General features: G+C 66.0%; 18 protein-coding genes. 8 read left to right on the plus strand and 10 right to left on the minus strand.

The genetic code is table 11. The features are described 5' to 3' along the window. Positions 1–97: 97 nt before the first annotated feature. Complete coding sequence (locus QM712_RS21450; RefSeq protein WP_415025136.1) at positions 98–1594, minus strand: diguanylate cyclase; 1497 nt, start codon at positions 1592–1594, stop codon at positions 98–100. A 155-nt stretch (positions 1595–1749) separates the two neighbouring features. Here QM712_RS21450 and QM712_RS21455 point away from each other — a divergent pair, with 155 nt between their 5' ends. Further along, entirely contained in the window at positions 1750–2010 is a 261-nt protein-coding gene (locus QM712_RS21455) for a hypothetical protein (RefSeq protein ID WP_415025137.1), read from the plus strand. A 10-nt stretch (positions 2011–2020) separates the two neighbouring features. Then, the gene (locus tag QM712_RS21460; protein ID WP_415025138.1) at positions 2021–2269 is read left to right on the plus strand and encodes a hypothetical protein; all 249 of its coding nucleotides are present in this window, start codon (positions 2021–2023) and stop codon (positions 2267–2269) included. A gap of 40 nt (positions 2270–2309) precedes the next feature. On the opposite strand, the gene QM712_RS21465 is transcribed toward QM712_RS21460, so the two are convergent. Both QM712_RS21465 and QM712_RS21470 read right to left on the minus strand, forming a co-directional pair. Next, positions 2310–5186: an EAL domain-containing protein gene (locus QM712_RS21465; RefSeq protein ID WP_415025139.1), complete on the minus strand. Its 2877-nt coding sequence runs from the start codon at positions 5184–5186 to the stop codon at positions 2310–2312. 166 nt (positions 5187–5352) lie between these two features. Beyond that, the gene (locus QM712_RS21470) at positions 5353–6351 is read right to left on the minus strand and encodes an NAD(P)H-quinone oxidoreductase (RefSeq protein ID WP_415025140.1); all 999 of its coding nucleotides are present in this window, start codon (positions 6349–6351) and stop codon (positions 5353–5355) included. A gap of 111 nt (positions 6352–6462) precedes the next feature. Here QM712_RS21470 and QM712_RS21475 point away from each other — a divergent pair, with 111 nt between their 5' ends. Together QM712_RS21475 and QM712_RS21480 are read left to right on the plus strand one after the other, a co-directional pair. Continuing rightward, the gene (locus tag QM712_RS21475; protein ID WP_415025141.1) at positions 6463–6654 is read left to right on the plus strand and encodes a DUF1192 domain-containing protein; all 192 of its coding nucleotides are present in this window, start codon (positions 6463–6465) and stop codon (positions 6652–6654) included. 623 nt (positions 6655–7277) lie between these two features. Beyond that, the gene (locus QM712_RS21480) at positions 7278–7787 is read left to right on the plus strand and encodes a DUF1465 family protein (protein ID WP_415025142.1); all 510 of its coding nucleotides are present in this window, start codon (positions 7278–7280) and stop codon (positions 7785–7787) included. A 201-nt stretch (positions 7788–7988) separates the two neighbouring features. Here the strand turns inward: QM712_RS21480 and rpmE are convergent, their stop codons facing one another. Beyond that, positions 7989–8216 carry a 50S ribosomal protein L31 gene (gene rpmE / locus QM712_RS21485; protein WP_097659924.1) on the minus strand — a complete coding sequence of 76 codons (228 nt, stop codon included), beginning with the start codon at positions 8214–8216 and terminating at the stop codon, positions 7989–7991. 201 nt (positions 8217–8417) lie between these two features. Here rpmE and QM712_RS21490 point away from each other — a divergent pair, with 201 nt between their 5' ends. Then, complete coding sequence (locus QM712_RS21490; protein WP_415025143.1) at positions 8418–10244, plus strand: ABC transporter ATP-binding protein/permease; 1827 nt, start codon at positions 8418–8420, stop codon at positions 10242–10244. Between the two features lie 10 nt (positions 10245–10254). On the opposite strand, the gene QM712_RS21495 is transcribed toward QM712_RS21490, so the two are convergent. Genes QM712_RS21495 through QM712_RS21505 form a run of 3 tightly spaced genes read right to left on the minus strand, consistent with a single transcriptional unit; the run spans position 10255 to position 12890 of the window. Beyond that, the gene (locus QM712_RS21495) at positions 10255–11460 is read right to left on the minus strand and encodes a pyridoxal phosphate-dependent aminotransferase (protein ID WP_415025144.1); all 1206 of its coding nucleotides are present in this window, start codon (positions 11458–11460) and stop codon (positions 10255–10257) included. Further along, positions 11457–12200 carry an HAD hydrolase-like protein gene (locus QM712_RS21500; RefSeq protein ID WP_415025145.1) on the minus strand — a complete coding sequence of 248 codons (744 nt, stop codon included), beginning with the start codon at positions 12198–12200 and terminating at the stop codon, positions 11457–11459. Before QM712_RS21500 ends, QM712_RS21495 begins: the two co-directional genes overlap by 4 nt. Continuing rightward, positions 12201–12890: a GntR family transcriptional regulator gene (locus tag QM712_RS21505; RefSeq protein ID WP_415025146.1), complete on the minus strand. Its 690-nt coding sequence runs from the start codon at positions 12888–12890 to the stop codon at positions 12201–12203. A gap of 108 nt (positions 12891–12998) precedes the next feature. Between QM712_RS21505 and QM712_RS21510 the strand changes: the two genes are divergently transcribed. Continuing rightward, complete coding sequence (locus QM712_RS21510) at positions 12999–14324, plus strand: MFS transporter (RefSeq protein WP_415025147.1); 1326 nt, start codon at positions 12999–13001, stop codon at positions 14322–14324. Positions 14325–14514: 190 nt separating this feature from the next. On the opposite strand, the gene QM712_RS21515 is transcribed toward QM712_RS21510, so the two are convergent. From QM712_RS21515 to QM712_RS21525, 3 genes are all read right to left on the minus strand, one after another. After that, positions 14515–14961 (minus strand): GNAT family N-acetyltransferase, encoded by a 447-nt coding sequence (locus QM712_RS21515; RefSeq protein WP_415025148.1) that lies wholly within the window; start codon positions 14959–14961, stop codon positions 14515–14517. Between the two features lie 133 nt (positions 14962–15094). Further along, positions 15095–16123, minus strand: a complete 1029-nt coding sequence (locus tag QM712_RS21520; RefSeq protein WP_415025149.1) for a peptidoglycan -binding protein — start codon at positions 16121–16123, stop codon at positions 15095–15097. Between the two features lie 147 nt (positions 16124–16270). Further along, entirely contained in the window at positions 16271–17296 is a 1026-nt protein-coding gene (locus QM712_RS21525) for a flagellar motor protein MotA (protein ID WP_415025150.1), read from the minus strand. A 478-nt stretch (positions 17297–17774) separates the two neighbouring features. Between QM712_RS21525 and QM712_RS21530 the strand changes: the two genes are divergently transcribed. Next, positions 17775–18965: an efflux RND transporter periplasmic adaptor subunit gene (locus QM712_RS21530; protein WP_415025151.1), complete on the plus strand. Its 1191-nt coding sequence runs from the start codon at positions 17775–17777 to the stop codon at positions 18963–18965. A gap of 164 nt (positions 18966–19129) precedes the next feature. After that, entirely contained in the window at positions 19130–22285 is a 3156-nt protein-coding gene (locus tag QM712_RS21535; protein ID WP_415025152.1) for a multidrug efflux RND transporter permease subunit, read from the plus strand. The last annotated feature ends 87 nt before the right edge of the window (positions 22286–22372 follow it).

A 22372-nucleotide genomic window follows, 5' to 3' on the forward strand; every position in this document is an offset into this window, starting at 1 on the left:
AAGGCCGGGACCGATACCACGCGATCCATCGATTGCGCTCGAACGGCGAATCTTGGTCGAACTGCGCTCCGGACGGCGGCGGCGGCGCGGCCGCCGCTCACGCCACCAGCGACAGCTTCGGGACGGCCGCGACCACGGACTGGTTGCGGCCGCCGGCTTTCGCGGCATAGAGCGCCTTATCGGCGGCGGCGATCAGCACGGGCCAGTCCATCCCGGCGGTGGGAACGAGGCTGGCGATGCCGCAGGATACGGTCGAGGTCGCCTCGTCGTCCGACCAGCCCTGCACCTTGCCGCGGATCGTCTCGGCGACCTTGAAGGCGTCGGCGGCCGAAGTATTCGGCAGCAGCACGGCGAATTCCTCGCCGCCATAGCGCGCGGCGCAGTCGCCGGCCCGCTGCACCGAGTCCGAAATGCAGATGGCGATGCCGACCAGCACCTGGTCGCCGGCCTGGTGGCCGAACGTGTCGTTATAGGCCTTGAAGTGATCGGCATCGATCATCAGCAGTGCGATCTGCATCTTCTGGCGCACCGCGCGCCGCCATTCGGTGTCGATGACCTGATCGAATTTGCGGCGGTTGCGCAGGCCGGTGAGCGCGTCCGTCGTCGCCATCTCCTCGAGCTTGCTTTCCGCCTCGGCGCGCCGGTCGATCTCGCGGGCCAGCATGAATGCCGATCCCAGCACGAACAGCGACAGCACCAGCACCACGGTGCCGATGCGGATGGCTTCCTTCTGCCAGAGCGCGAACACCGCGCTCAGCGGTTTGCCCGCCACCACGAACAGCGGGCCGTTTTCGCCGCTGCGCGCGTAGAGCCGCGGCGTGGGGTCGACCGGGCCTTGCCCCGAATAGGAGGTGCCCGCGCGGAGATTGTCGGCGCTCCAGCCCCGGTGCCCGTTCAGGTTCTTGCCGATGATGTCGAGATCGAACGGACGCCGCATCATGATGGTGCGGTCGCGCTTGAGCACGGTGATGGTGTCCGATGGGTCGAGGCTGAGCCGCTCGAACAATTCGTGGAAGTAGCTGAAGCGGATCGAGCCCGCGACGACGCCGAGGAAGCCGCCGTCGGTATCGCTGATGCGCCGGCTCAGCACGATCGAATAGGCGCCGCGGAACAGCATCGGGCGGCTGATGAACAGGTTGCTGTCGGGGCCGTCGCGATGAACCGTGAAATAGTCCTCGTTGCCGCGGTTCTCGGGCGCCGGATCGAGCGTGGACGCGTCGATCACCAGATTGCCCTCGGTGTCGAACACCTGGATCGCGCCGAAATGCTTCGCGGTCGTCGCGTGGTCGAACAGGATGAGCTGGCGGACCGGCTTGGGGACCGTGTTGATCTCGGGCAGCAGCATGTTGCTGGCGACGGCCCTCAGCGACAGGTCGTAGATGTCGATGTTGCGGCTGATGTCGGCCTCGATCGACGTCGCCAGGTTTTCGAGGGTCTGGCGCGCGAGCGCCTCTTCGCCGCGGCGCATGTCCAGCAGGACGTTGACGCAAACGGCGGAAAAGCCGACCACCGTCACGACGGACGATATGATCAGCAGCTTCGCCGAAATCCGCCACGGCCGGCGGGCCCTGACTTCGCGCCATCCAGACAGCATCGATTGCTCCCGATCCTAGTGGATGCGCCCGAAATCTTGCGTAGTGTTTAAGCCGGGACGGCGCTGCCGCAATGAGTTAAGGAATGGTTCATGCGGCTCACGGTTTTGAGCAGACCTGACCTGAATGGATACGGGCTTCGGACGAGAGGACGACGGTGAACGACTACGACGCGTTGCGCGACTATCTGATGCGGCAGAAGCAAATGGAACTCGTGCTGAGCTTCGAGCAGATCGAGGAGATCATCGGCGCGGCGCTGCCGCGCGCGGCGAATCGCGCCTCGTGGTGGGACAGCACGCGCAGCCCCGACATCCAGATGCCGCAGCGCGAGGCCTGCCTCGCCGCGGGCTTCGTGGCGACCAGGATGCCGGACGGCCAGAGCGTGCGGTTCAGGAAGCAGAAGTCGCAGAAGCGGTGAGATCGCCCGCATGATCCTGCGCTGGCTGAGAGCGATCCTTGGCGCAGTCCTGATCGGTCTCGGCGTCCTGTTCGCACTCGCCTTCGAGGCACGCTACTGGCGCTGGCGCGATTGCTTCAACGAGCTCGACCGCTGCTTCGACCCGGTCACGCAGGACGTCTATCTCGCGCAGGCGGGACCGGTCTGGGGCGGCCTTGCGGCGGTGTCGTTGCTGGCGGGGGTCGGACTGATCGCAAGCCTGTGGCGGCGGTGGAGCTAGACGAGCCTCTATCCGGCAAGCGGCAAGGGCGAGCGAGGGATCAGCTCGCCGCTTCCAGCCGCACTTCCGTCAGCAGGCGCATCGCCGCGTCGGCGTCCATCGGCTCGCCGAAGGCGAAGCCCTGCGCGTATTCGCAGCCCATCTGGTAGAGCTCGACCGCGTCCGAATCCGTCTCGGCGCCTTCGGCCACCACGTCCATGCCGAGATCGTGCGCGAGCGCGATGATCGACTTCAGGATCACCGGGCGCGTGCCGCGGCTGGTGGTGCGCACGAAGGACTGGTCGATCTTGATGGTGTCGAACGGGAAGCGCTGCAGATAGGCGAGCGAGGAATGGCCGGTGCCGAAATCGTCGAGCGACAGCCCGGTGCCGAGCTCGCGGATCCGCGTCAGCATCTGCGCCGCGTGCTCCGGATTCTCCATCACCAGCGATTCCGTCAGTTCCAGCTTCAGCGTGCCGCGCGCGACCGACGAGCGCGACAGCACGGTGCGGACGTCGTGGATCAGGTCGTGGCGCAGCAATTGCCGCGACGAGACGTTGACGGAGGCGAAGATCGGCTCGCGCGAGCGCATCGCGCGCTGCCACACCGACAGCTGCTTGGCGGTCTGGTCGAGCACGAACATGCCGAGGTCGACGATCAGCCCGGTCTCTTCCGCGATGGTGATGAATTCCGACGGCGCCATGCGGCCGAGCTTGGGGTGATCCCAGCGCGCCAGCGCCTCGAAGCCGGCGATCGAACGGTCTTCCAGCCGCACGATCGGCTGGTACAGGATCGTGATCTCCTGGCGCTCGATGGCGCGGCGCAGCTCGCTTTCCAGCGTCAGGCGGTCGGTCTTGCGGGCGCGCATCGCCGGCTTGTAGACGTCGATGCGGTCGCCGCCGATGCGCTTGGAATGGTACATCGCAAGCTCGGCATCCTTGATGATCTCGTCCGTGAGCTGGGTCTGCGGATCGGACAGCGCGAGGCCGATCGATGCCGTCAGGAAGATCTCGCGGTCGTTGAAGGCGATCGGCGCGCGGATGGTCTTGCGGATGGTCTCGGCGAAGGCGGTGATGCGGGCGGGATCCTGCTCCGAGAGCAGGATCAGCCCGAACTGGTCGCCGGCGAGCCGCGCCAGCGTGTCCTGCGGCTTCAGGATGCGGGTGAGGCGGCGGGCGAGCGTCAGCAGGATGGAATCGCCGACCGCGATGCCGACGGAATCGTTGACCTGCTTGAAGCGGTCGAGATCGATCACCATCAGCGTCGGCCGCAGCGTCGGCATGGTCTTGGCGAAATGCGCGACCGCACCGAGCCGGTCCATGAACAGCTTGCGGTTGGGCAGGCCGGTGAGGTTGTCGTGTACGGAATCGTGCAGCAGGCGCTCTTCGGCGTTGCGCAGCTCGGTCACGTCCGTGAGGGTGCCGACAACGCGCGAGACTTCGCCGTCGGAGCCGACCACGGGGCGCGCCTTGAGCGCGAACCACATGAAATGGCCGTCCGGCGTGCGCAGGCGGAAGTCCTGCACCAGGCGGCCGCGGCGCTGGTCGAGCACGCTGTCGAGCGCGGCGCGGAAGCGGTCCTGGTCGAGCGGATGCAGGACTTCGAGCCACGACGCCGCCGGGCCTTCCAGCGTGCCGCGCTTGAGGCCGAGCAGGGCCTCGGTCTCCGGGCTGGTGAACACCTTGTCGGCGGACACGTCCCAGTCCCAGATCAGGTCGCCGGAACCGGCCAGCGCCAGCGCGCGCCGCTCGATGTCGGAGACGACGCCGGTGGTGGCGCCGCCGCCGGCGAAGGCGTGCTGCATCACCGTGAAGCCGATCAGCATCACGATCAGCACGAGGCCGCCGAGCAGGGCCGGTCCGACGATGTCGTTGGTGACGGAACCCGCGACCGTCATGCCGGCCGCGACCACCCATACCACCAGCAGGAACCAGGTCGGGATCAGCAGCACCGCGCGATCGAAGCCGTGGGTCGAGAGATAGACGATCAGCGCGAAGCCGGCGAAGGCGATCAGCACCAGCGACATGCGCGCGATCCCGGAAGCCACGGCCGGATCGAACAGAGCGAGCGCGACGAGGGAACCGAGGAAGGCGAGCCAGCCGACCGTGATGTGCGAATAGCGCACGTGCCATCGACTGAGGTTGAGATAGGCGAACAGGAACACCAGCAGCGTCGCCGCCAGGATGGCTTCACCCGCCGCGCGCCAGATGCGCTCGGCGTTGTTCGACATGTCGAGCACCTTGCCCCAGAAGCCGAAATCGACACCGATATAGACCAGCACGGCCCAGGCCAGTGCCGCCGCCGCCGGGAACATGATGCTGCCCTTGACGACGAACAGGATGGTCAGCACCAGCGCGAGCAGGCCCGAGATGCCGATCACAATGCCCTGGTAGAGCGTGAAGGAATTGACCTTGTCCTTGTAGGCCTCGGGCTCCCACAGATAGAGCTGCGGCAGCTTGTCGGTGCGCAATTCGGCGACGAAGGTGACGACGGCGCCGGGATCGAGCGTGATGCGGAACACGTCGGCGGTCGCGCTTTCCTGGCGCTCCGGCCGGTCGCCGATCGACGGCGTGATGGTCGCGATGCGCGACAGCCCGAGATCGGGCCAGAGCAGCCCCGAGGAGACGATGCGGTAATGCGGCGCGACGATCAGGCGGTCGAGCTGGTCGTCGGTGTTGTTGGCGAGCGCGAACACCACCCAGTTCTGGCCGCCTTCGCGGGCGCGCACCTCGATGCGGCGGACGATGCCGTCGGTGCCGGGCGCGGTGGAGACCTGAATGCGGTCGCTATCGCTGCGCTGATGCTCGAGCACGCCAGTGAGGTCGATCGCCGGCGCATCGCTGCGAACGCTGACGGCGTCGAGCGCGCGTGCAGGCGACGCGGCGACGAGAATCATGAGGCCCAGCGCGATGGGCGCGAGGCATCTGATCAGACGCAAGGTCAGTTCTCCGCGTTCGACGCAAACTCTGAGTGCAAGAGTAGCTGTGAGGCTGGCACGTAAAGGCGATTTCAGACCGGACGCAACTGGTTCGGCGCGTCGCGATAGATGCCACGAAAGCGAGGAAAATCAAAGGGTTTCCGCCTCGCTCCTGTGGGCCGCTGGCCTAGGCCTCCAACACAATTTTGCCAATATGTGCGCTGGTCTCCATGCGCCGGTGCGCGTCGGCGGCCTTTTCCAGCGGGAAAGCGCTGTCCATCACCGGTTTGACGCGGCCTTCGCGCAGGAGCGGCATCACCTTGGCCTCGATCGCGGCCACCATCGCGGCCTTGTCCGCATTACTACGGGGCCGAAGCGTCGAGCCGGTATGCGTCAGGCGCTTGACCATGACCTTGGCGATGTTGACGGTCACCTTGGGGCCATTGAGGGTGGCGATCTGCACGATCCGGCCATCGACGGCGGCGGCGTCATAGTTGCGATCGACGTAATCGCCGGCGACCATGTCGAGGATCAGGTTGACGCCGGCGTTGTTCGTGTCCGCCTTGACCGCGGCGACGAAGTCCTCGGTCTTGTAGTTGATGGCGCGGTCGGCGCCCAATTTCAGGCACGCGTCGACCTTGTCCTGCGAGCCGACCGTGACGAACACCTTCGCGCCGAACGCCTTCGCGAGCTGGATCGCCATGGTGCCGATGCCGGAGGAGCCGCCGTGGATCAGCAGCGTTTCGCCCGCCTTCAGGCCGCCGCGTTCGAACACGTTGTGCCAGACCGTCATCAGCGTTTCCGGCAGCGCGCCGGCTTCCTTCATCGACAGCGCCGACGGCACGCTCATCGCCTGGGCATCCTGGGCGATGCAGTATTGCGCATAGCCGCCGCCGGCGACGAGCGACATCACCTTGTCGCCGACCTTGTGCCGCTTCGCATTGCTGCCGACGGCCACGACTTCACCCGCGATCTCGAGGCCTGGCAAATCGCTGGCGCCGGGCGGCGGCGGATAGACGCCGGAACGCTGCGCGACGTCGGGCCGGTTGACGCCGGCGGCCTGCACCTTGACCAGGATCTCGTCGGGGCCGGGTTGCGGCAGCGCCCGCTGTTCCGGCACCAGCACCTCCGGTCCGCCGGGTTTGGAGATGGCGACCACGGTCATTTGCGCGGGCAGCTTGTCCATGATGTGTCCTTGGGCAAAGGTGCGGGATGGAACGAGGCCATTGATTAGCCAGCGCGATCCGCGCTGGCAACCGTCTGGGCCGTGTGCCGTGCGAACGCAGGAGGAACGACGATGCCGACGGAAGAGGACGACCGCCCGCGCAGGAAGATCAGCCATGAAATCGGTCAGGATCTCTCACTCTTGTCGGTGGAGGAACTGACCGAGCGCGTCGCGCTGCTGAAGACCGAAATCGCAAGACTGGAGGAAGCCGCCACCAAGAAGCGCGCCTCGCGCGACGCGGCGAACAGTTTCTTCAAATCGTAGCGCCGGAGGACCGGCTTGAAGCTTGCCGCATCGACAGTCCCTCATCCTGAGGAGAGCGCGCCGCGGCCGTCTCGGAGGATGGCAGCCGGGGGAGAGGAGCCTGCATGGTTCGAGAGGCGCGCAATGCGCGCTCCTCACCATGAGGGTCCGCTTTGCCTGTCGCGCATGAGCGCTCACGGTTCCGCTCACTCGGCCGTTGGCCGACATGGCTAACGAACCCTCAAAATAATCGCTCGTTTACGGTCGATTAAGCTTTCGGGTTTATGACCATACTGTCCTTGTTTGGACACCGAGTGGCTCCTGTCCACTCTGTTTGACGCCTCCCTGTTATCAACTTTCAAAGCCGCCGGTCTCCGGCGGCTCTTTTTTGCGTCGGTATGATCCGGATCCGCGATTGTCGCTTGCGGCAAACGCTGAGTGCGCTTGCACGGAGATCATGCTCAAACGAGATGCCAAAGAGTGCCGGCCGTGCTTTATGGCGCCGGTTGCATTTCGACGGATGACGCGCGGAAACCATATCCGTGCTTGTCGCTGGACTCCGCGCTCCGCGCGCGCAATGATTTGTTCATCATAAACCGGCGCCCAAGCCGGGTGGGTAAACAGTTGCGTAAGGGGCGTTAACCATGGAACGTTTGCAAGCCGACGGCGCTCTCGTTCAACTCAGCGAGCGTTTCACCAATTCTGCGGCGTTCGGCGTCCTGTTCCGCGAGGGCATGGACCTCGTCGAAGAAACCGCGGCCTATCTTGACGGTGCCGGCCGCACCGAAGCCAAGGCGCTCGATCGCGCCGTCAGCCTCACCTACGCGACCGAGAGCATGCGGCTCACCACCCGCCTGATGCAGCTCGCCTCGTGGCTGCTGCTGCACCGTGCGGTGAAGGAAGGCGAGATGACGCTGAGCCAGGCCAATCGCGAAAAGACCAAGGTCAAGCTCACCGCGGCCGATCCCGGCCCCACCGACACGATCGAGAAGCTGCCTTCGCAGCTCCAGGATCTGATCAACCGTTCGATGAACCTTCAGACCCGCGTGCGTCGCCTCGACACCACCATTCACACGCCGCCGGCGGATCATCCCGCGATCGGCAATCCGCTGGTTCCGCACCTCAATGCCCTGAAGGCCGCGTTCGAGCGGTAAGGATCTCGCTTCTCGTCATTGCGAGCGAAGCGAAGCAATCCGGAGAGCTGCCACAGCGGCAGTCGGGATTGCTTGGTCGCGCCCGCGCAGAATGGCTGCGCAATCTTGTCGCGTGCGCCCCGCAATCACGGTGGAGACCCCAAAAACAAAAACGCCCCCGGTGATCCGGGGGCGTTTTTCGTGTCCAGCCGAGGGGCCGGATCAATCCTTCTTGAGGAAGCCCGAAAACTTCTTCTGGAAGCGCGAGACGCGGCCGCCGCGATCCATGAGCTGCTGGCTGCCGCCGGTCCAGGCCGGGTGCGACTTCGGGTCGATGTCGAGGTTCAACGTGTCGCCTTCCTTGCCCCAGGTGGAGCGGGTCAGGTACTCGGTTCCGTCGGTCATGACGACCTTAATCGTATGATAATCCGGATGAATTTCGGCTTTCATGGCAATTCCTAGGGCGCCCGGCGCCCGGCTTGAGTGACTATCGAATGACGGATTTGGCGGGGTCTATACCCCACGGGCCCCTTTAAAACAAGCCATTGTGGGGACTGGAGAACCGGGCCGTCCCCTAAGGGACATCCCGGATTTGCCACCTCCGCTCACCCGGCCTATTTGGAGCGGACTCCTCTCTTTTGGTCGGATCTCATGAGCGCAGTAGAACGGCTTGAAACCGGGCCCGCAGAAGCCCCGTCGATCGAAGCCGAACTGATCGAACAGCCGGCGAAGGGCCGGGCGAAGCTTCGGCCGCTGGTGGCGCTCGCGCCCTACGTGGCGCGCTATCGCGGCCGCGCGGCGCTCGCCTTCGTCGCGTTGACCATCGCTGCGCTGACCACGCTGCTGGTGCCGGTCGCGGTGCGCCGAATGATCGATTTCGGCCTGACGCCGGAAGGCATCGAGCTGATCAACAGCTACTTCTCGGTGATGATCGCCGTCGTGGCCGTGCTCGCGCTCGCGAGCGCCGCGCGCTACTACCTCGTGATGACGATCGGCGAGCGTATCGTCGCCGATCTGCGCCGCGACGTCTTTGCCCATCTGCTCTCGCTCTCGCCCGCCTTCTTCGATTCCGCGCGCAGCGGCGAGCTCGTGTCGCGTCTCACCGCCGACACCACCCAGATCAAGTCCGCCGTCGGCGCATCCGTGTCGATCGCGCTGCGAAACCTGATGATGTTCTTCGGCGCGGCGGCGATGATGGTGATCACGAGCCCGCGGCTGTCGGGCTTCGTGCTGCTCGCCATTCCCCTGATCGTGCTGCCGCTGGTGGCCTTCGGACGCTGGGTGCGGCGGCTGTCGCGCAATGCGCAGGACACGCTCGCGGATGCCTCCGCCTATGCGAGCGAACTGGTCGGTGCGATCCGCACCGTGCAGGCCTACACCAGCGAAGGGCTTGCCGAGAAGCGCTTCGGTGGCGAGGTCGAGCAGGCCTATGAGGCCGCACGCACCTCCACCCAGGCGCGCGCGGTGCTCACCGCCATCATCATCTTCATCGTGTTCGCAAGCGTGGTCGCGATCCTCTGGATCGGTTCGCATGACGTGCTGACCGGCGCGATCACGCCGGGCCGGCTCGGCCAGTTCGTGCTCTACGCCGCCTTCGCGGCCGCGGGCCTCGGCCAGCTCAGCGAGGTCTGGGGCGAGGTCTCGGCGGCCTCGGGCGCTGCCGAGCGCCTGTTCGAGATCCTGCACGTGAAGCCGGAGATCACCGCGCCGGTGTCCCCGCGCGCGCTGCCGGTGCCGGCGCGGGGCGAGGTCGGGTTCGATCGGGTGAGCTTCGCCTATCCGGCGCGGCCCGACGTCAACGTGCTCGACGCGGTGTCGTTCAACGTGCGCCCCGGAGAGAAGATCGCGATCGTCGGCCCGTCCGGTGCCGGCAAGAGCACGATCTTTCATCTCCTGCTCCGCTTCTACGATCCGCGCGGCGGCGCCGTCTCGCTCGACGGCGTGCCGGTCAAGTCGGCCGATCCGCACGCCTTCCGTTCGCGCATCGCGCTGGTGCCGCAGGAATCGAATGTGTTCGCCGCAAGCGCCCGCGAGAACATCCGCTTCGGCCGGCCCGATGCGACCGATGCCGAGGTCGAGCGTGCGGCCGAGCTCGCGCATGCCGCCGAGTTCATCCGCCGGCTGCCCGAAGGTTTCGAGACCCCGCTCGGCGAGCGCGGCGTGACGCTCTCCGGCGGCCAGCGCCAGCGTATCGCGATCGCGCGCGCGATCCTGCGCGACGCGCCGCTGCTGCTGCTCGATGAAGCCACTTCCGCGCTGGATGCCGAAAGCGAGACGCTGGTCCAGACCGCGCTGGAGGAGCTGATGCGCCACCGCACCACGCTGGTGATCGCGCACCGTCTCGCCACCGTGCTCTCCTGCGACCGCATCCTCGTCATGGACCAGGGCAGGATCGTCGAGCAGGGCACCCATGCCGAGCTCGTCGCGGCGAACGGACTCTACGCCCGGCTGGCGAGGCTGCAGTTCGACGGCGCGTGAGGCGGCTGCCTCACGCACGATATCGATGCGTCATCTCGACGATACGGCGGCTCGCGGCCACTGCCGCGGCATGATCCTGCGAGAAATTCAGCCGGATGCTGTTCGGATGGGGACCGAACTCGGTGCCTGCCGTCACGATGATGTCGGCCTGATGGCGCAGCAGCCGCACGAAATCCCCGAGCTCGACCGCAAGCGGCGGCAGCGTCGGGAATAGATAGCTACCGGCCTGCGGCTCGCGCGTCGCCAGGCCTGCGTCGCGGAAGACCGCGAGGAGATCGTCGCGGATCGCCTGGTGTTGCGCAATCCGGTCTTCCATCCAGCCGGCCGGCTCGCGAAACCAGGTGCGAAGCGCCGCCTGATTGTAGCCCGCGGCGCGGAGCGAGACGATGGCCTGCAGTTTTTCCATCCGCTCGATGACCGCCGGCGCGCCGAATGCGATGCCCAGCCTGTAGCCGCTCAGCGACTCCGTCTTCGACGGTCCCATGATGGTGACGACGCGCTGCTCCGGCAGCCCGGCGGCGCGGATATGCGCATAGGTCTGGTTCGCATAGAGAAGCCGGGAGTAGAGCTGGTCGGCGATGATCGTCACGTCGAACGCGGCGGCGAGCCGCGCGATCTCGCCGATTTCACGCGTCGAATAGACCGCGCCGGTCGGATTGTTGGGATTCGAGAACAGGAATACGCGTGCGCCGGCTTCGAATGCGGCCTTGAGCTGCGCGAGATCCAGGCCGGCGTCGGCCGAGCCGGCCAGATAATCCATCGTCACCGGCACCGCATGCCCGCCGAAGAATTCGACGAGCTTGCGATTGGCGAAGTAGTCCGGCTGGACGATTGCGACCCTGTCCCCGGAATTGACCAGCGATGCGACCGCCAGGAACAGCGCGCCCTGCGTGCCCGGTGTGACGATCGTGCCTTCGTCGGCGGAGACGGGGGCTCCCGTGAACGCGGCGAGCGCTTCGGCCAGCTCGGCGCGAATGTCGGCCGACCCGCGATACTCCGTGTAGGCCTGCCGTCCTCCGGCGGCGAGTGCCTCCGCGAAGTGATCGGAGGCGCCGGGCGTCGGCGGAAAGGCGTCCACGTCACCGTGCGAGAAATCGACCGGGCGGCCCGAAATCTTCCCGCCGCGCATCAGGTTGCCGACGTTTCCGGCGGCCTGACGGATCTCCTGGCCCGGCGCGTTGGCGGTAGCCAGGGCCGCGAACTTGTCGATGATCATCGTTGCAGCGAGACCGGTTGTGATGCGACCTGCGCCGCCTTGTGCAGGTCGACCAGTTCGGCGAGCGAGTTGACGGTCAGGGACGGATCGGCCGCCGCGGCCAGTGTCGCCCCGGTCCCCTTCTTCCCGTGGCGGCGGTTCACCCAGATGGTGGTCAGGCCGAGCCGGTTTCCGGGCGCGATGTCGTGGTGCTTGCTCTGGGCCGTGTGGAGGATCTCCCCCTTCGTGATCCCGTGCCGCGCGGCTTCTCGCTGTGCCGCGTCGAAATGCGGCTGGCCGGGCTTGTAGGAGCTGACGTCCTCCGCCGTGACCGTGAACAGGAACGGCACTTCCAGCATCTTCAGCGTGCCCGCGAGCGAAGCATTGTCGACATTCGAGAGGATGCCGAGCGCGAAGTGCCGGCTCAGATAGCGCAGGCTCTCGACGGTGTCGGGGAATGGCCGCCAGTGCGGCACGGATCGCGCGAACGCGTCCGCGCGACCGGCGTTTTCATCCCAGCCGAACTGCTCCTCGATGTCGCGCCATGAGCGCCGAAGCACTTCGGGGTAAAGCAGGGTCGGGCGCGTCTGCTGGTGCTTCGCCTGCATCAGCGCGAAGGTGCTGACGACGAGATCCGCGGGCACCGGCGATTTCATCTCCATGAGCCAGGGCTCTACCAGCTTCATGATCGACGTATCCCAGTCGATCAGCGTGCCGTAGCAGTCGAATGTCAGCAGTTTGAATTCGGAGAACGCGAGCATCTACTTGTCTTCCTTGGAACGGTCTTCCTGATGCAGGTGCGCCTGCACGCGCCTGGTGGATGCGTCCGTCTGATCGACGATCAGGCGGCAGGCTTCGTCGATGCGGCCATCGCGAAGCTTCGAGACGATGAGGAGGTGGCTGTCGACCCAGTCGGCGCTGAGGCCGGAATTGGCCCATGCCGGGAGCAGATAACGATTGATGCCCTGGTAGAGGCCGCCGATCTGCGCGAGCAGGCGCGGCCGTTCGGCCCGCTTGTAGAGGCTGCGGTGAAACTCCCAGTGCAGATTGGCGCGATCGAGCGGGTCCGACGCCTGCGCGGCCCTGGTCAGAACCGTTTCGGAATATTGCAGGTCGGCGACGGTGAGGCGCGGGGCCGAGTGACGGAGCGCATGCGGTTCGAGCAGGCCGCGCAGTTCGGCGATCTCGAGAAAATCCTGTTCCGAAACGGGCGAGACGGTCACGCCGCGATTGGGATGCAGCACCGCCAGCCCGTCGGCGATCAGGCGCTGCAGCGCTTCGCGCACCGGCGCGACGCTGACGCCGAACCTTGCGGCCACGTCGTTCTGCTTGAGCTGCGCACCGCCCGAGATCGTGCCCAGGAGGATCGCACGCCGCAATTGCTCGGCGATGAGGTCCGAAGTGGAGAGCTTGACGGCTGAGATGCCTTCGAGGGCGTCGGAGAGCGTCATTCTTGACATTCCTGTCGTATCACGTGATCTTCGATTATCGATAATCTAATATCGATATGAAATCAAGGGGCCAGTACAAGCGCGGGTTGGCGCGTAAGGAGTTGAGATATGACGCAAATTTCGGAGACGACAATGATTGCGGCCGGCGAGCGATCCGGCTCGCTCTCACGGACGGCCTTGGCGGCGACCGTAGGCACCACGATCGAATGGTACGATTTCCAGGTCTACGGCCTGGCCGCGGCGCTGATCTTCAATGCGCAGTTCTTTCCGAACTTCGATCCGCTGGCCGGCACGCTGCTCTCGTTCGCCACCTTCGCCGTCGGCTTTCTCGCGCGGCCGATCGGCGCGATCATCTTCGGCCATATGGGCGATCGCATCGGCCGCAAATCGACGCTGATCGCAACGTTCCTGCTGACGGGTATCGCCACGCTCCTGGTCGGATGTCTTCCGAACTACGATGCGATCGGCGTCTTCGCGCCCGTACTGCTCGTGCTGCTTCGCCTGATCCAGGGCATCGGCCTCGGGGGCGAATGGGGTGGCGCCGTGCTGGTGATGACCGAAAGCGAAGCGCAAACGCGGCGCGGGCTTCTCGGCAGCCTACCGCAATTGGGCTCTCCCGCCGGACTGGTGATCGCAACGTTGGTGTTCGCCGCGACGACGGCGGTCCTCGGGCCCGATCGGTTCGCGTCGTGGGGCTGGCGACTGCCTTTCCTGCTGAGCATCGTGCTGGTCGTAGTCGGCGCTCTCGCCAGGTTTTCCATGCCGGAAAGTGAGGCCTTCTCGAAAGCGAAGCGCACGAATGCGATCGCGGCATTTCCGCTGGTGGAGACGTTGCGGACCCAGTGGCGCGAGGTGCTGCTCGCCGGCGGGCTGTTCCTCGTCACGAGCGGCGGCTTCTATGTCTACGTGACCTTCATGGTCGCCTATGGCTCGACCAATCTCGGCCTGCCCAGGGAGCTCATGCTCAACGGCGTCCTGACATTCGCCATCACCGAACTTCTGATCATCGTGCCGGTCTGCGCGTTCTCCGACCGGATCGGGCGCAGGCCGGTGTTCATCGCGGCGGCAATCTTCACGATGCTGTTCGCCTTCCCGCTGTTCTGGCTCGTGAATACCAAAGTCACCTCGCTGATCTTCCTCGGCATGGCCATCGGCGGAATCGCCAACGGTGTGCTGTTCGGAATCATGGGATCGTTCGGGCCCGAACTGTTCAAGACCAGCGTCCGCTACACCGGCGCTTCGCTGGGTTATCAATTGTCGGCCGCGCTCGGTGGCGGACTGACCCCGCTGATCGCGACCGCCCTCGTCAAATGGGCGGACGGCAATTACTGGCCGGCGCCGGCATGGCTCGCGGGTCTTGCTCTTGTAAGCCTGATCGCGGCGATTGCAGCGCCGGAAACGCGATCCCGCTCGCTGTCGGACGAGGTCGGTTGACGACGATCGGAGCCGTGCGCCCGCAAATGGACGGGCGCACGGTCAGCCTGCAGGGCGATGGCCCCAATGCGGCGAAGTTCGCGAAAGCAGCGGTGATCCAATCAGTTGCGTGTCTTCGCTGCGCCGGACCTCGGGCTCCGCGTTCTACTGTGCATGGGGTTGTTTTCGCGGTTTTGGTCGGGACGGGGCCTCAAGGCCTCCAGGCCAGCTTCAGCACCGGCCGGCCAGAGGTCGGATTCACGTCGTCGCCGGCATGGAGAAAGCCGTTGCGCTCGTAGAAGCGGATGGCACGGGCGTTGTCCTTGTTGACGAGCAGCGTGACGCCTGCGGGCGAGAGCCGCTTGGCTTCGTCCACCAGCAGGCGTGCCGCATCCGAGCCCCAGTGATCCGGATCGACCACGAGCTGGTCGAGATAGCCCTCGCCGTCGATGGTGACGAAGCCGGTCAGCGCGCCGTCCTGTTCGGCGACGACGATCGCGGCCTTCGGCACCAGATCCTTGCGCCAGCGTTCGCGCCACCAGTCGAGGCGTGCGGCGAAGTCGATCTGCGGATAGGCTCGTTGCCAGGTGCGATGCCAGAGCTCGATCGCGGCCGCTTCGTCCTCGTCGCGATAGGGGCGGAGGTGGAGCGCGGTCATCTTGCGGGTGGCGTCATGCCGGGGCTCGTCCCGGATATCCGCGCCGTTCCGTTGGCGCGGATCGAAGATCGCGGATGGCCGGCGCAGGCCCGGCTTCCTCCACGGTGGCGCGCGTATCGTACGGACCTCACGTCTAGCGCTCCGTCAGCTTCAGCTCGATGCGGCGGTTGCGCTTGTAGGCGTCCTCCGAGGTGCCGCTGTCGAGCGGCTGGAATTCGCCGAAGCCGGCGGCGACCAGGCGTTGCGCCGGCACGCCGAGCGAGATGAGGTATTGCACCACCGAGATCGCGCGTGCGGCCGACAGGTCCCAGTTCGACTTGAAGTTCGGGCCGTTGACGGGCCGCAGGTCGGTATGGCCGTCGACGCGCAGCACCCAGGGGATCTCGGACGGAATCTTCTTGTCGAGTTCGATCAGCGCGTTCGCGACGGTGTCGAGCTCGGTGCGGCCCTCCGGCAGCAGCGTTGCCTGGCCGGTGTCGAAGAACACTTCCGACTGGAACACGAAGCGGTCACCGACGACGCGGATGTCGGGGCGGTTGCCGAGAATGGCGCGCAGGCGGCCGAAGAATTCGGAGCGGTAGCGCGACAATTCCTGCACGCGCTGCGCCAGGGCCACGTTCAGGCGCGAGCCGAGATCGGCGATCCGGTTCTGGGATTCCTTGTCGCGCTTCTCCGAGGCGTCGAGCGCCTCTTCCAGTGCCGCCAATTGCCGTCGCAGCGCGCTGATCTGCTGGTTCAGCACCTCGATCTGCGCCAGCGCCCGCGTCGAGACCGCCTTCTCCGAATCCAGCGCCTTGCTCAGCTCGGTGGTCTTGCCCTGCGCATCGCTGCCGGCGCTCGCGAGGCCCTCATAGAGGCCCTTCATGCGGTCGCGCTCGGTTTCCGCCGAGGCGAGCCCGGCCTTCAGCTGCGAGAGCTGGTCGTCGAGGCTGAGCTTGCTGAGCTTCTCCAGCGACAGCAGATCGTTGAGCTGGGCGATCTTGGCGTTGAGCTGCTCCAGCGCCTTGTCCTTGCCGGTGACCTCCTGCGACAGGAAGAACTGCACGACGAGGAAGACCGACAGCAGGAATACGATCGACAGCACCAGCGTCGACAGCGCGTCGACGAATCCGGGCCAGTAGTTGAAGGCGCCTTCGCTGCGGCGGCCGCGGGCCAGAGCCATTTACGTCTCCGTTCTTTCCTGTGCCGGACCGGTGCTGAGCGTTGGCGTGCTCCGCAGAGCGGTGACCCAGAGTCCTGCCGGTGTGCCCGACTCGGCGACGCGCGCTTCGCGCCGCATCGCGTCCGGGGCACGGTATCTCGTTCTGCCCTAGCTCTTCTCGGGCTGGCGCGCGATGCGCTCCAGCAGCCGCCGGATCTCGCGGTTCTGCTCGCCCTGGCCGTCGGCCCATTCGCGGATCATCTGCTGTTCGGTCCGCATGTGCGAGACCAGCGCCTGGATGGCTTCGGCAAGGCTCGCCATCGCTGCCGTGGTCCCGCGGCTGGCGCTGCCCTCCTCGAGGACGGAACGGAGCCGTTCGACGGCCGCCTGCAACTCGCCGCTGGCAATGCCGCCGCCGCTGCCGGCGGCGGCCACGGCGACCTCACCGCTGCCATATTCCCGGACGGTGGTGGCGAGCCAGTCTTCGAGGTCGGTGTAGAAGCGGTTCTGCGCCTGGCTCGATTGCAGGTCGAGGAAGCCGAGGATCAGCGAGCCGGCGAGGCCGAACAGCGAGCTCGAGAACGAAATGCCCATGCCGCCGAGCGGGGCGGCCAAGCCCTCCTTCAGCGTATCGAACAAGGCGCCGGCATCGCCGCCGACCTTGAGCCCGTCGATGACCTTGCCGACCGAGCCGACCGTCTCGATCAGGCCCCAGAAGGTGCCGAGCAGGCCGAGGAAGACCAGAAGGCCGGTCATGTAGCGGGAAATGTCGCGGGCCTCGTCCAGGCGGGTCGCGATGGAATCGAGCAGGTGCCGCATGGTGGTCTGGGTGATCGACATGCGGCCGGAGCGCTCGCCGCCGAGGATCGCCGCCATCGGCGCCAGCAGTTTCGGGTGCCGGGCAGGGGCGAGGCCGGGATCGGCGATGCGGAAATTGTTGACCCAGGACACTTCGGGGTAGAGGCGGATGACCTGGCGGAATGCCAGCACGATGCCGATGAACAGCACGGCCCCGATCAGGGCGTTGAGGCCCGGATTGGCGAAGAAGGCCTGGACGATCTGCTTGTAGAGCACCACCCCCACCAGCGCGCAGAGCACCAGGAAGACCAGCATCCGGACCAGGAAGACGCTGGGCGAGGACAGCTTGGTGTATTCGATGTCCATGGAAGAGCGGGGCGAAGTGCCTGACGGCATGGCCGGTATCATCCGTTACGTAAGCTTGCGTGCATCCGCACTATGGCACAGCGCTGGCCCAAAAAAAGCGCCGGATGTGCAGATTTGGGGACAGTATCCGTGCCCCGTGCCGAAATTCGCCCCGGTGTTCGGACCCCTTCTGCCCGCGGCGACGCGACGGCGAGATCCCTCGCAACGTTCGTGGCGAGCCCGGAGCGGTGGAACCGGATGGCGCATTCGCGGCCGCCGGATGGTCGGCGCCGGGAAATTGCGGTGTTCTGTCGCAGCACGCGGTGAGGGTGCGCGACTCACAATCCGGTGAGCCCCGAAAAGCGGCCAGAACTCAGCGCGATAGTCCGTGTGACATTGAGCCGCCCGCCCCGCAAGTTGCGTCGCAGCAACTCCATTCTATTTTGACCACGTCACCCCTGCGGAATCGTCTCGAAAGAGTTCCGCAGGAGGCGTGATGTCGTTTCAACAACATTGGGCACCCCATTTCATGTCAGGACTTCGAGCGCGATCGGCATGCGTTGCAATGATGCTCGCGGCCTGTGCGCCGCTGCTCGCAGGCTGCAACGAATCCAACTCGGCCGTTGCCGCCGCACAGCCCTCCGATCCTGACGTCAGCATCGTCGTGGTCAAACCGCAGCCACGCGCGATCGTGCGCGAACTGCCGGGCCGCATCGCACCGACGCGCGTCTCCGACGTCCGTCCGCGCGTATCCGGCATCGTGGTCGACCGCATGTTCCACCAGGGCAGCGAAGTGAAGGCGGGCGATCCGCTCTACCGCATCGATCCGCGTCCGTTCGAGGTCGAGGTGATGGCGAGCCAGGCCGCGGTCGCCAAGGCCGAAGCGGCGCTGATGCAGGCGAGGCAGCAGGCGCATCGTATCGCCACGCTGACCAGCCAGCGCGCCGCGCCCGAAGCCGAGAACGAGAAGGCGATTGCCGCCGAACTCCAGGCCCATGCCGAGGTCGAGGGACGCAAGGCCGAGCTCGCGCGTGCCAAGCTCAATCTCGACTACGCCACCGTGCGCGCGCCGATCGACGGCATCGTCGGCGCGGCGCTGGTCAGCGAGGGCGCGCTCGCCGTTCAGGACCAGACCAATCTGGCGACCATCCAGCAGCTCGATCCGATCTATGCCGACTTCACCCAATCGGTGACCGAGCTCAGCCAGCTTCGCCGCGCCTTCGACAGCGGCGATCTCGAGCGCATCGCGGGCGACGCCGCCAAGGTGCGCCTCGTGCTTGACGACAACACCATCTATTCGCTCGACGGCAAGCTGCTGTTCTCCGAGGCCAAGGTCGACGCCCATACCGGCCAGGTGACGCTGCGCGGCGAGTTCCGCAATCCCAAGCGCGAATTGCTGCCGGGCATGTATGTCCGCGTCCGCATCGAGCAGGGGCTCGACAGCGATGCCATCGCCGTGCCGCAGCAGGCGATCCAGCGCAACGGCGGCGGCGGCAGCGAGGTGTTCGTCGTCAAGGAGGACGACCGCATCGCCGTGCAGCCGGTTCGCACCGGCTCGGTGCAGGACGGCATCTGGTTCGTCACCGACGGCCTGAAGGCCGGCGACAAGGTCGTGGTCGAAGGTTTCCAGAAATTCGCGGCCGGCGACAAGGTCAAGCCGCAATCCTGGTCCGAGGCCGAAGCGAACGCTGACAGTCAGCACGCTCAGGTCACGCGGTAACGTCGGACGTCGCAAACGTCCTTGATCCACCATCCCGAGTGGCCCGCAGTGAGCGGGCGGTCGCCGGATGTCCGCCGGACTGAATCGAGCCTTCATAAGTCGAGACGCGCGCGCCGCGCTTCTCGTCATGGAGGACAAATGAAACAACGAGGGTAAAACGGCAAATGCCGGGCTTCTTCATCGACAGGCCGATCTTCGCCTGGGTCGTCGCGCTGTTCATCTGTCTGATCGGCGCGATTGCGATCCCGCTGCTGCCGATCGCGCAGTACCCGATCATCGCGCCGCCCTCGATCTCGATCTCGACGAGCTATCCGGGAGCCTCGCCCGAGAACCTCTACAACAGCGTTACGCGGCTGATCGAGGAGGAGCTCAACGGCGCGTCCGGCATCCTCAACTTCGAATCGACCAGCGACTCGCTCGGCCAGGTCGAGATCATTGCCAATTTCGTGCCGGGCACCGACACCGGCGCGGCCTCGGTCGAGGTGCAGAATCGCATCAAGCGCGTGGAAGCTCGCCTGCCGCGCGCGGTGATCCAGCAGGGCATCCTGGTCGAGGAAGCCTCCAGCGCGGTGCTCCAGATCATCACGCTGAACTCGACCGACGGCAGCCTCGATGAAGTCGGGCTCGGCGATTTCATGATCCGCAACGTGCTCGGCGAGATCCGGCGCATCCCCGGCGTCGGCCGCGCCACGCTCTATTCGACCGAGCGAAGCCTGCGCGTCTGGGTCGATCCGGCCAAGCTGGTCGGCTACGGGCTCACCGCCGACGACGTCAACAAGGCGATCGCCGCGCAGAACGCGCAGGTCGCCTCGGGCAGCATCGGTGCCGAGCCTTCGACCGCTGACCAGCGCGTCTCCGCGCTCGTGCTGGTCAAGGGGCAGCTCGCCTCGCCCGACGAATTCGGGTCCATCATCCTGCGCGCCAACCCGGACGGCTCGACCGTTCGTCTGCGTGACGTCGCGCGCATCGAGGTCGGCGGCCTCAGCTATCAGTTCAATACCCGTCTGGACGGCAAGCCGACCGCGGGTCTGTCGGTGCTGCTCGCGCCGACCGGCAACGCGCTGGCGACGGCGAGCGCGGTGGAAGAGAAAATGAAGGAGCTGTCGCGCTTCTTCCCGGCCAACATCTCCTACGAGATCCCCTACAACATCACACCCGTCGTCGAGGCCTCGATCAAGAAGGTGCTCATGACGCTGGTCGAGGCCGTGGTGCTGGTCTTCGTGGTGATGTTCCTGTTCCTCCAGAACATCCGCTACACCATCATTCCGACCATCGTGGTTCCGGTGGCGCTGCTCGGTGCCTGCACCACGCTGCTGCTCGCCGGCTACTCCATCAACATGCTCTCGATGTTCGGCATGGTCCTCGCGGTGGGAATCCTCGTCGACGACGCCATCGTCGTGGTCGAGAACGTCGAGCGCATCATGGCCGAGGAAGGCCTGCCGCCGAAGGAAGCGACGCGCAAGGCGATGTCGCAGATCACGGGCGCCATCATCGGCATCACGCTGGTGCTGATGGCGGTGTTCGTGCCGATGGCGTTCTTCCCCGGCTCGGTCGGCATCATCTACCGCCAGTTCTCCGTCACCATGGTCGCCGCGATCGGCTTCTCGGCCTTCCTCGCGCTGTCGCTGACGCCGGCGCTGTGCGCGACGCTGCTCAAGCCCGTCGCGGCCGGTCACGGTCACGCGAAGAAGGGTGTGTTCGGCTGGTTCAACCGCATGCTCGAAGGCGGCAAGGAGGGCTATTCCCGCACCGTCGGCTTCTCGCTGAAGCGCACCGGCCGCCTGATGCTGGTCTATGTCGCGCTGCTTGCCGGCCTGTCATGGGCCTTCGTCAGCCTGCCCGGCGGCTTCCTGCCGGTCGACGACCAGGGCTTCGTCACCACCGACGTGCAGACGCCGTCGGATTCCTCCTACGCGCGCACCGAAGCCGTGATCGAGAAGGTCGAGAAATACCTGGCGGAGCGGCCGGGCGTCGACAATGTCACGTTCCTCACCGGATTCAGCTTCTCGGGCCAGGGTATGAACACGGCGCAGGCCTTCATCACGCTGAAGGATTGGTCGGAGCGCGGACCGAAGGAATCGGCCGCGGCGATCGTCGCCGAGATCAACCGTGACCTGTCCTCCTCGATCCGCGACGCGAAGATCTCCGCGCTGCAGCCGCCCCCGATCGACAATCTCGGCAACTCTTCGGGCTTCTCGTTCCGCCTCCAGGACCGCGGCCAGAAGGGCTATCCGGCCCTGATGCGCGCCGCCGACCAGTTGATCGCGGAGGCCAATGCGAGCCCAGTGCTGCAGAAGGTCTATGTCGAGGGCCTGCCCGAAGCGGGCGTCGTCAACCTCGTGATCGATCGCGAGAAGGCCGGCGCCTTCGGCGTCACCTTCGAAGACATCAACAACACGATCTCGACCAATCTCGGCTCGAACTACATCAACGACTTCCCGAACCGCGGCCGCATGCAGCGCGTCGTGGTCCAGGCCGACGCCCGCGACCGCATGAGGACCGAGGACATCCTCAACTACAACGTCAAGAACAGCCGTGGCCAGCTCGTGCCGTTCTCGTCGTTCGCGACCATCGAATGGAGCCGCGGCCCGACGCAGATCACCGGCTTCAACTACTATCCCGCGGTCCGCATCTCCGGCGAGGCGCGGGCCGGCTTCACCTCGGGCGATGCGATCGCCGAGATGGAGCGGCTTGCGGGCAAGCTGCCGCGCGGCTTCGGCTACGAATGGACCGGACAGTCGCTGCAGGAGAAGCTGTCGGGCTCGCAGGCGCCGTTCCTGCTGGCGCTGTCGGTGTTCGTGGTGTTCCTGTGTCTGGCCGCGCTCTACGAGAGCTGGACCATTCCGCTCGCGGTGCTGCTCACCGTGCCGCTCGGCATCATCGGCGCGGTGGTCGCGGCCATGCTGCGCGGCCTGCCGAACGACGTCTATTTCACCGTCGGCCTCATCACGATCATCGGCCTTGCCGCAAAGGACGCGATCCTGATCATCGAGTTCGCCAAGGATCTGCGGAAGGAGGGCAAGCCGCTGCTGGGGGCCACCATCGAGGCCTGCCGCCTGCGCTTCCGCCCGATCTTGATGACCGGCCTTGCCTTCATCTGCGGCGTGCTGCCGATGGCGATCGCGCAGGGCGCCGGTGGTGCCAGCCAGCAATCGCTCGGCACCGTCGTGATGGGCGGCATGATCGCGGTGGTGATCCTGGCGCTGCTGATGGTGCCGGTGTTCTTCGTCTCCGTGCAGCGTGTGCTGGGCGGAGACCGGGAGCCGGCTGCGGCGAAGGAAGGGGAGACGTATGGGCCGCCGCTGCCGGTCAAGCCGTAACGCGAACTGCCATGCCCCGCGCGGGCGGGGCATCATCAGGTACGCCGCGTCTTTTGCGTATCCAGGAGCTTGTCCGGAAGGCTCATC

The sequence above is a fragment of the Bradyrhizobium sp. genome, assembly GCF_047605465.1.
Lineage (GTDB): Bacteria > Pseudomonadota > Alphaproteobacteria > Rhizobiales > Xanthobacteraceae > Bradyrhizobium.

Coding starts and splice junctions, on each gene's coding strand:
- QM712_RS21480 (WP_415025142.1), top strand. CDS start 7,278: ATGGAACGTTTGCAAGCCGACGGCGCTCTCGTTCAACTCAGCGAGCGT.
- QM712_RS21535 (WP_415025152.1), top strand. CDS start 19,130: ATGCCGGGCTTCTTCATCGACAGGCCGATCTTCGCCTGGGTCGTCGCG.
- QM712_RS21475 (WP_415025141.1), top strand. CDS start 6,463: ATGCCGACGGAAGAGGACGACCGCCCGCGCAGGAAGATCAGCCATGAA.
- QM712_RS21495 (WP_415025144.1), bottom strand. CDS start 11,460: ATGATCATCGACAAGTTCGCGGCCCTGGCTACCGCCAACGCGCCGGGC.
- QM712_RS21490 (WP_415025143.1), top strand. CDS start 8,418: ATGAGCGCAGTAGAACGGCTTGAAACCGGGCCCGCAGAAGCCCCGTCG.
- QM712_RS21520 (WP_415025149.1), bottom strand. CDS start 16,123: ATGGCTCTGGCCCGCGGCCGCCGCAGCGAAGGCGCCTTCAACTACTGG.
- QM712_RS21525 (WP_415025150.1), bottom strand. CDS start 17,296: ATGCCGTCAGGCACTTCGCCCCGCTCTTCCATGGACATCGAATACACC.
- QM712_RS21505 (WP_415025146.1), bottom strand. CDS start 12,890: ATGACGCTCTCCGACGCCCTCGAAGGCATCTCAGCCGTCAAGCTCTCC.
- QM712_RS21500 (WP_415025145.1), bottom strand. CDS start 12,200: ATGCTCGCGTTCTCCGAATTCAAACTGCTGACATTCGACTGCTACGGC.
- rpmE (WP_097659924.1), bottom strand. CDS start 8,216: ATGAAAGCCGAAATTCATCCGGATTATCATACGATTAAGGTCGTCATG.
- QM712_RS21470 (WP_415025140.1), bottom strand. CDS start 6,351: ATGGACAAGCTGCCCGCGCAAATGACCGTGGTCGCCATCTCCAAACCC.
- QM712_RS21450 (WP_415025136.1), bottom strand. CDS start 1,594: ATGCTGTCTGGATGGCGCGAAGTCAGGGCCCGCCGGCCGTGGCGGATT.
- QM712_RS21460 (WP_415025138.1), top strand. CDS start 2,021: ATGATCCTGCGCTGGCTGAGAGCGATCCTTGGCGCAGTCCTGATCGGT.
- QM712_RS21530 (WP_415025151.1), top strand. CDS start 17,775: ATGTCAGGACTTCGAGCGCGATCGGCATGCGTTGCAATGATGCTCGCG.
- QM712_RS21510 (WP_415025147.1), top strand. CDS start 12,999: ATGACGCAAATTTCGGAGACGACAATGATTGCGGCCGGCGAGCGATCC.
- QM712_RS21515 (WP_415025148.1), bottom strand. CDS start 14,961: ATGACCGCGCTCCACCTCCGCCCCTATCGCGACGAGGACGAAGCGGCC.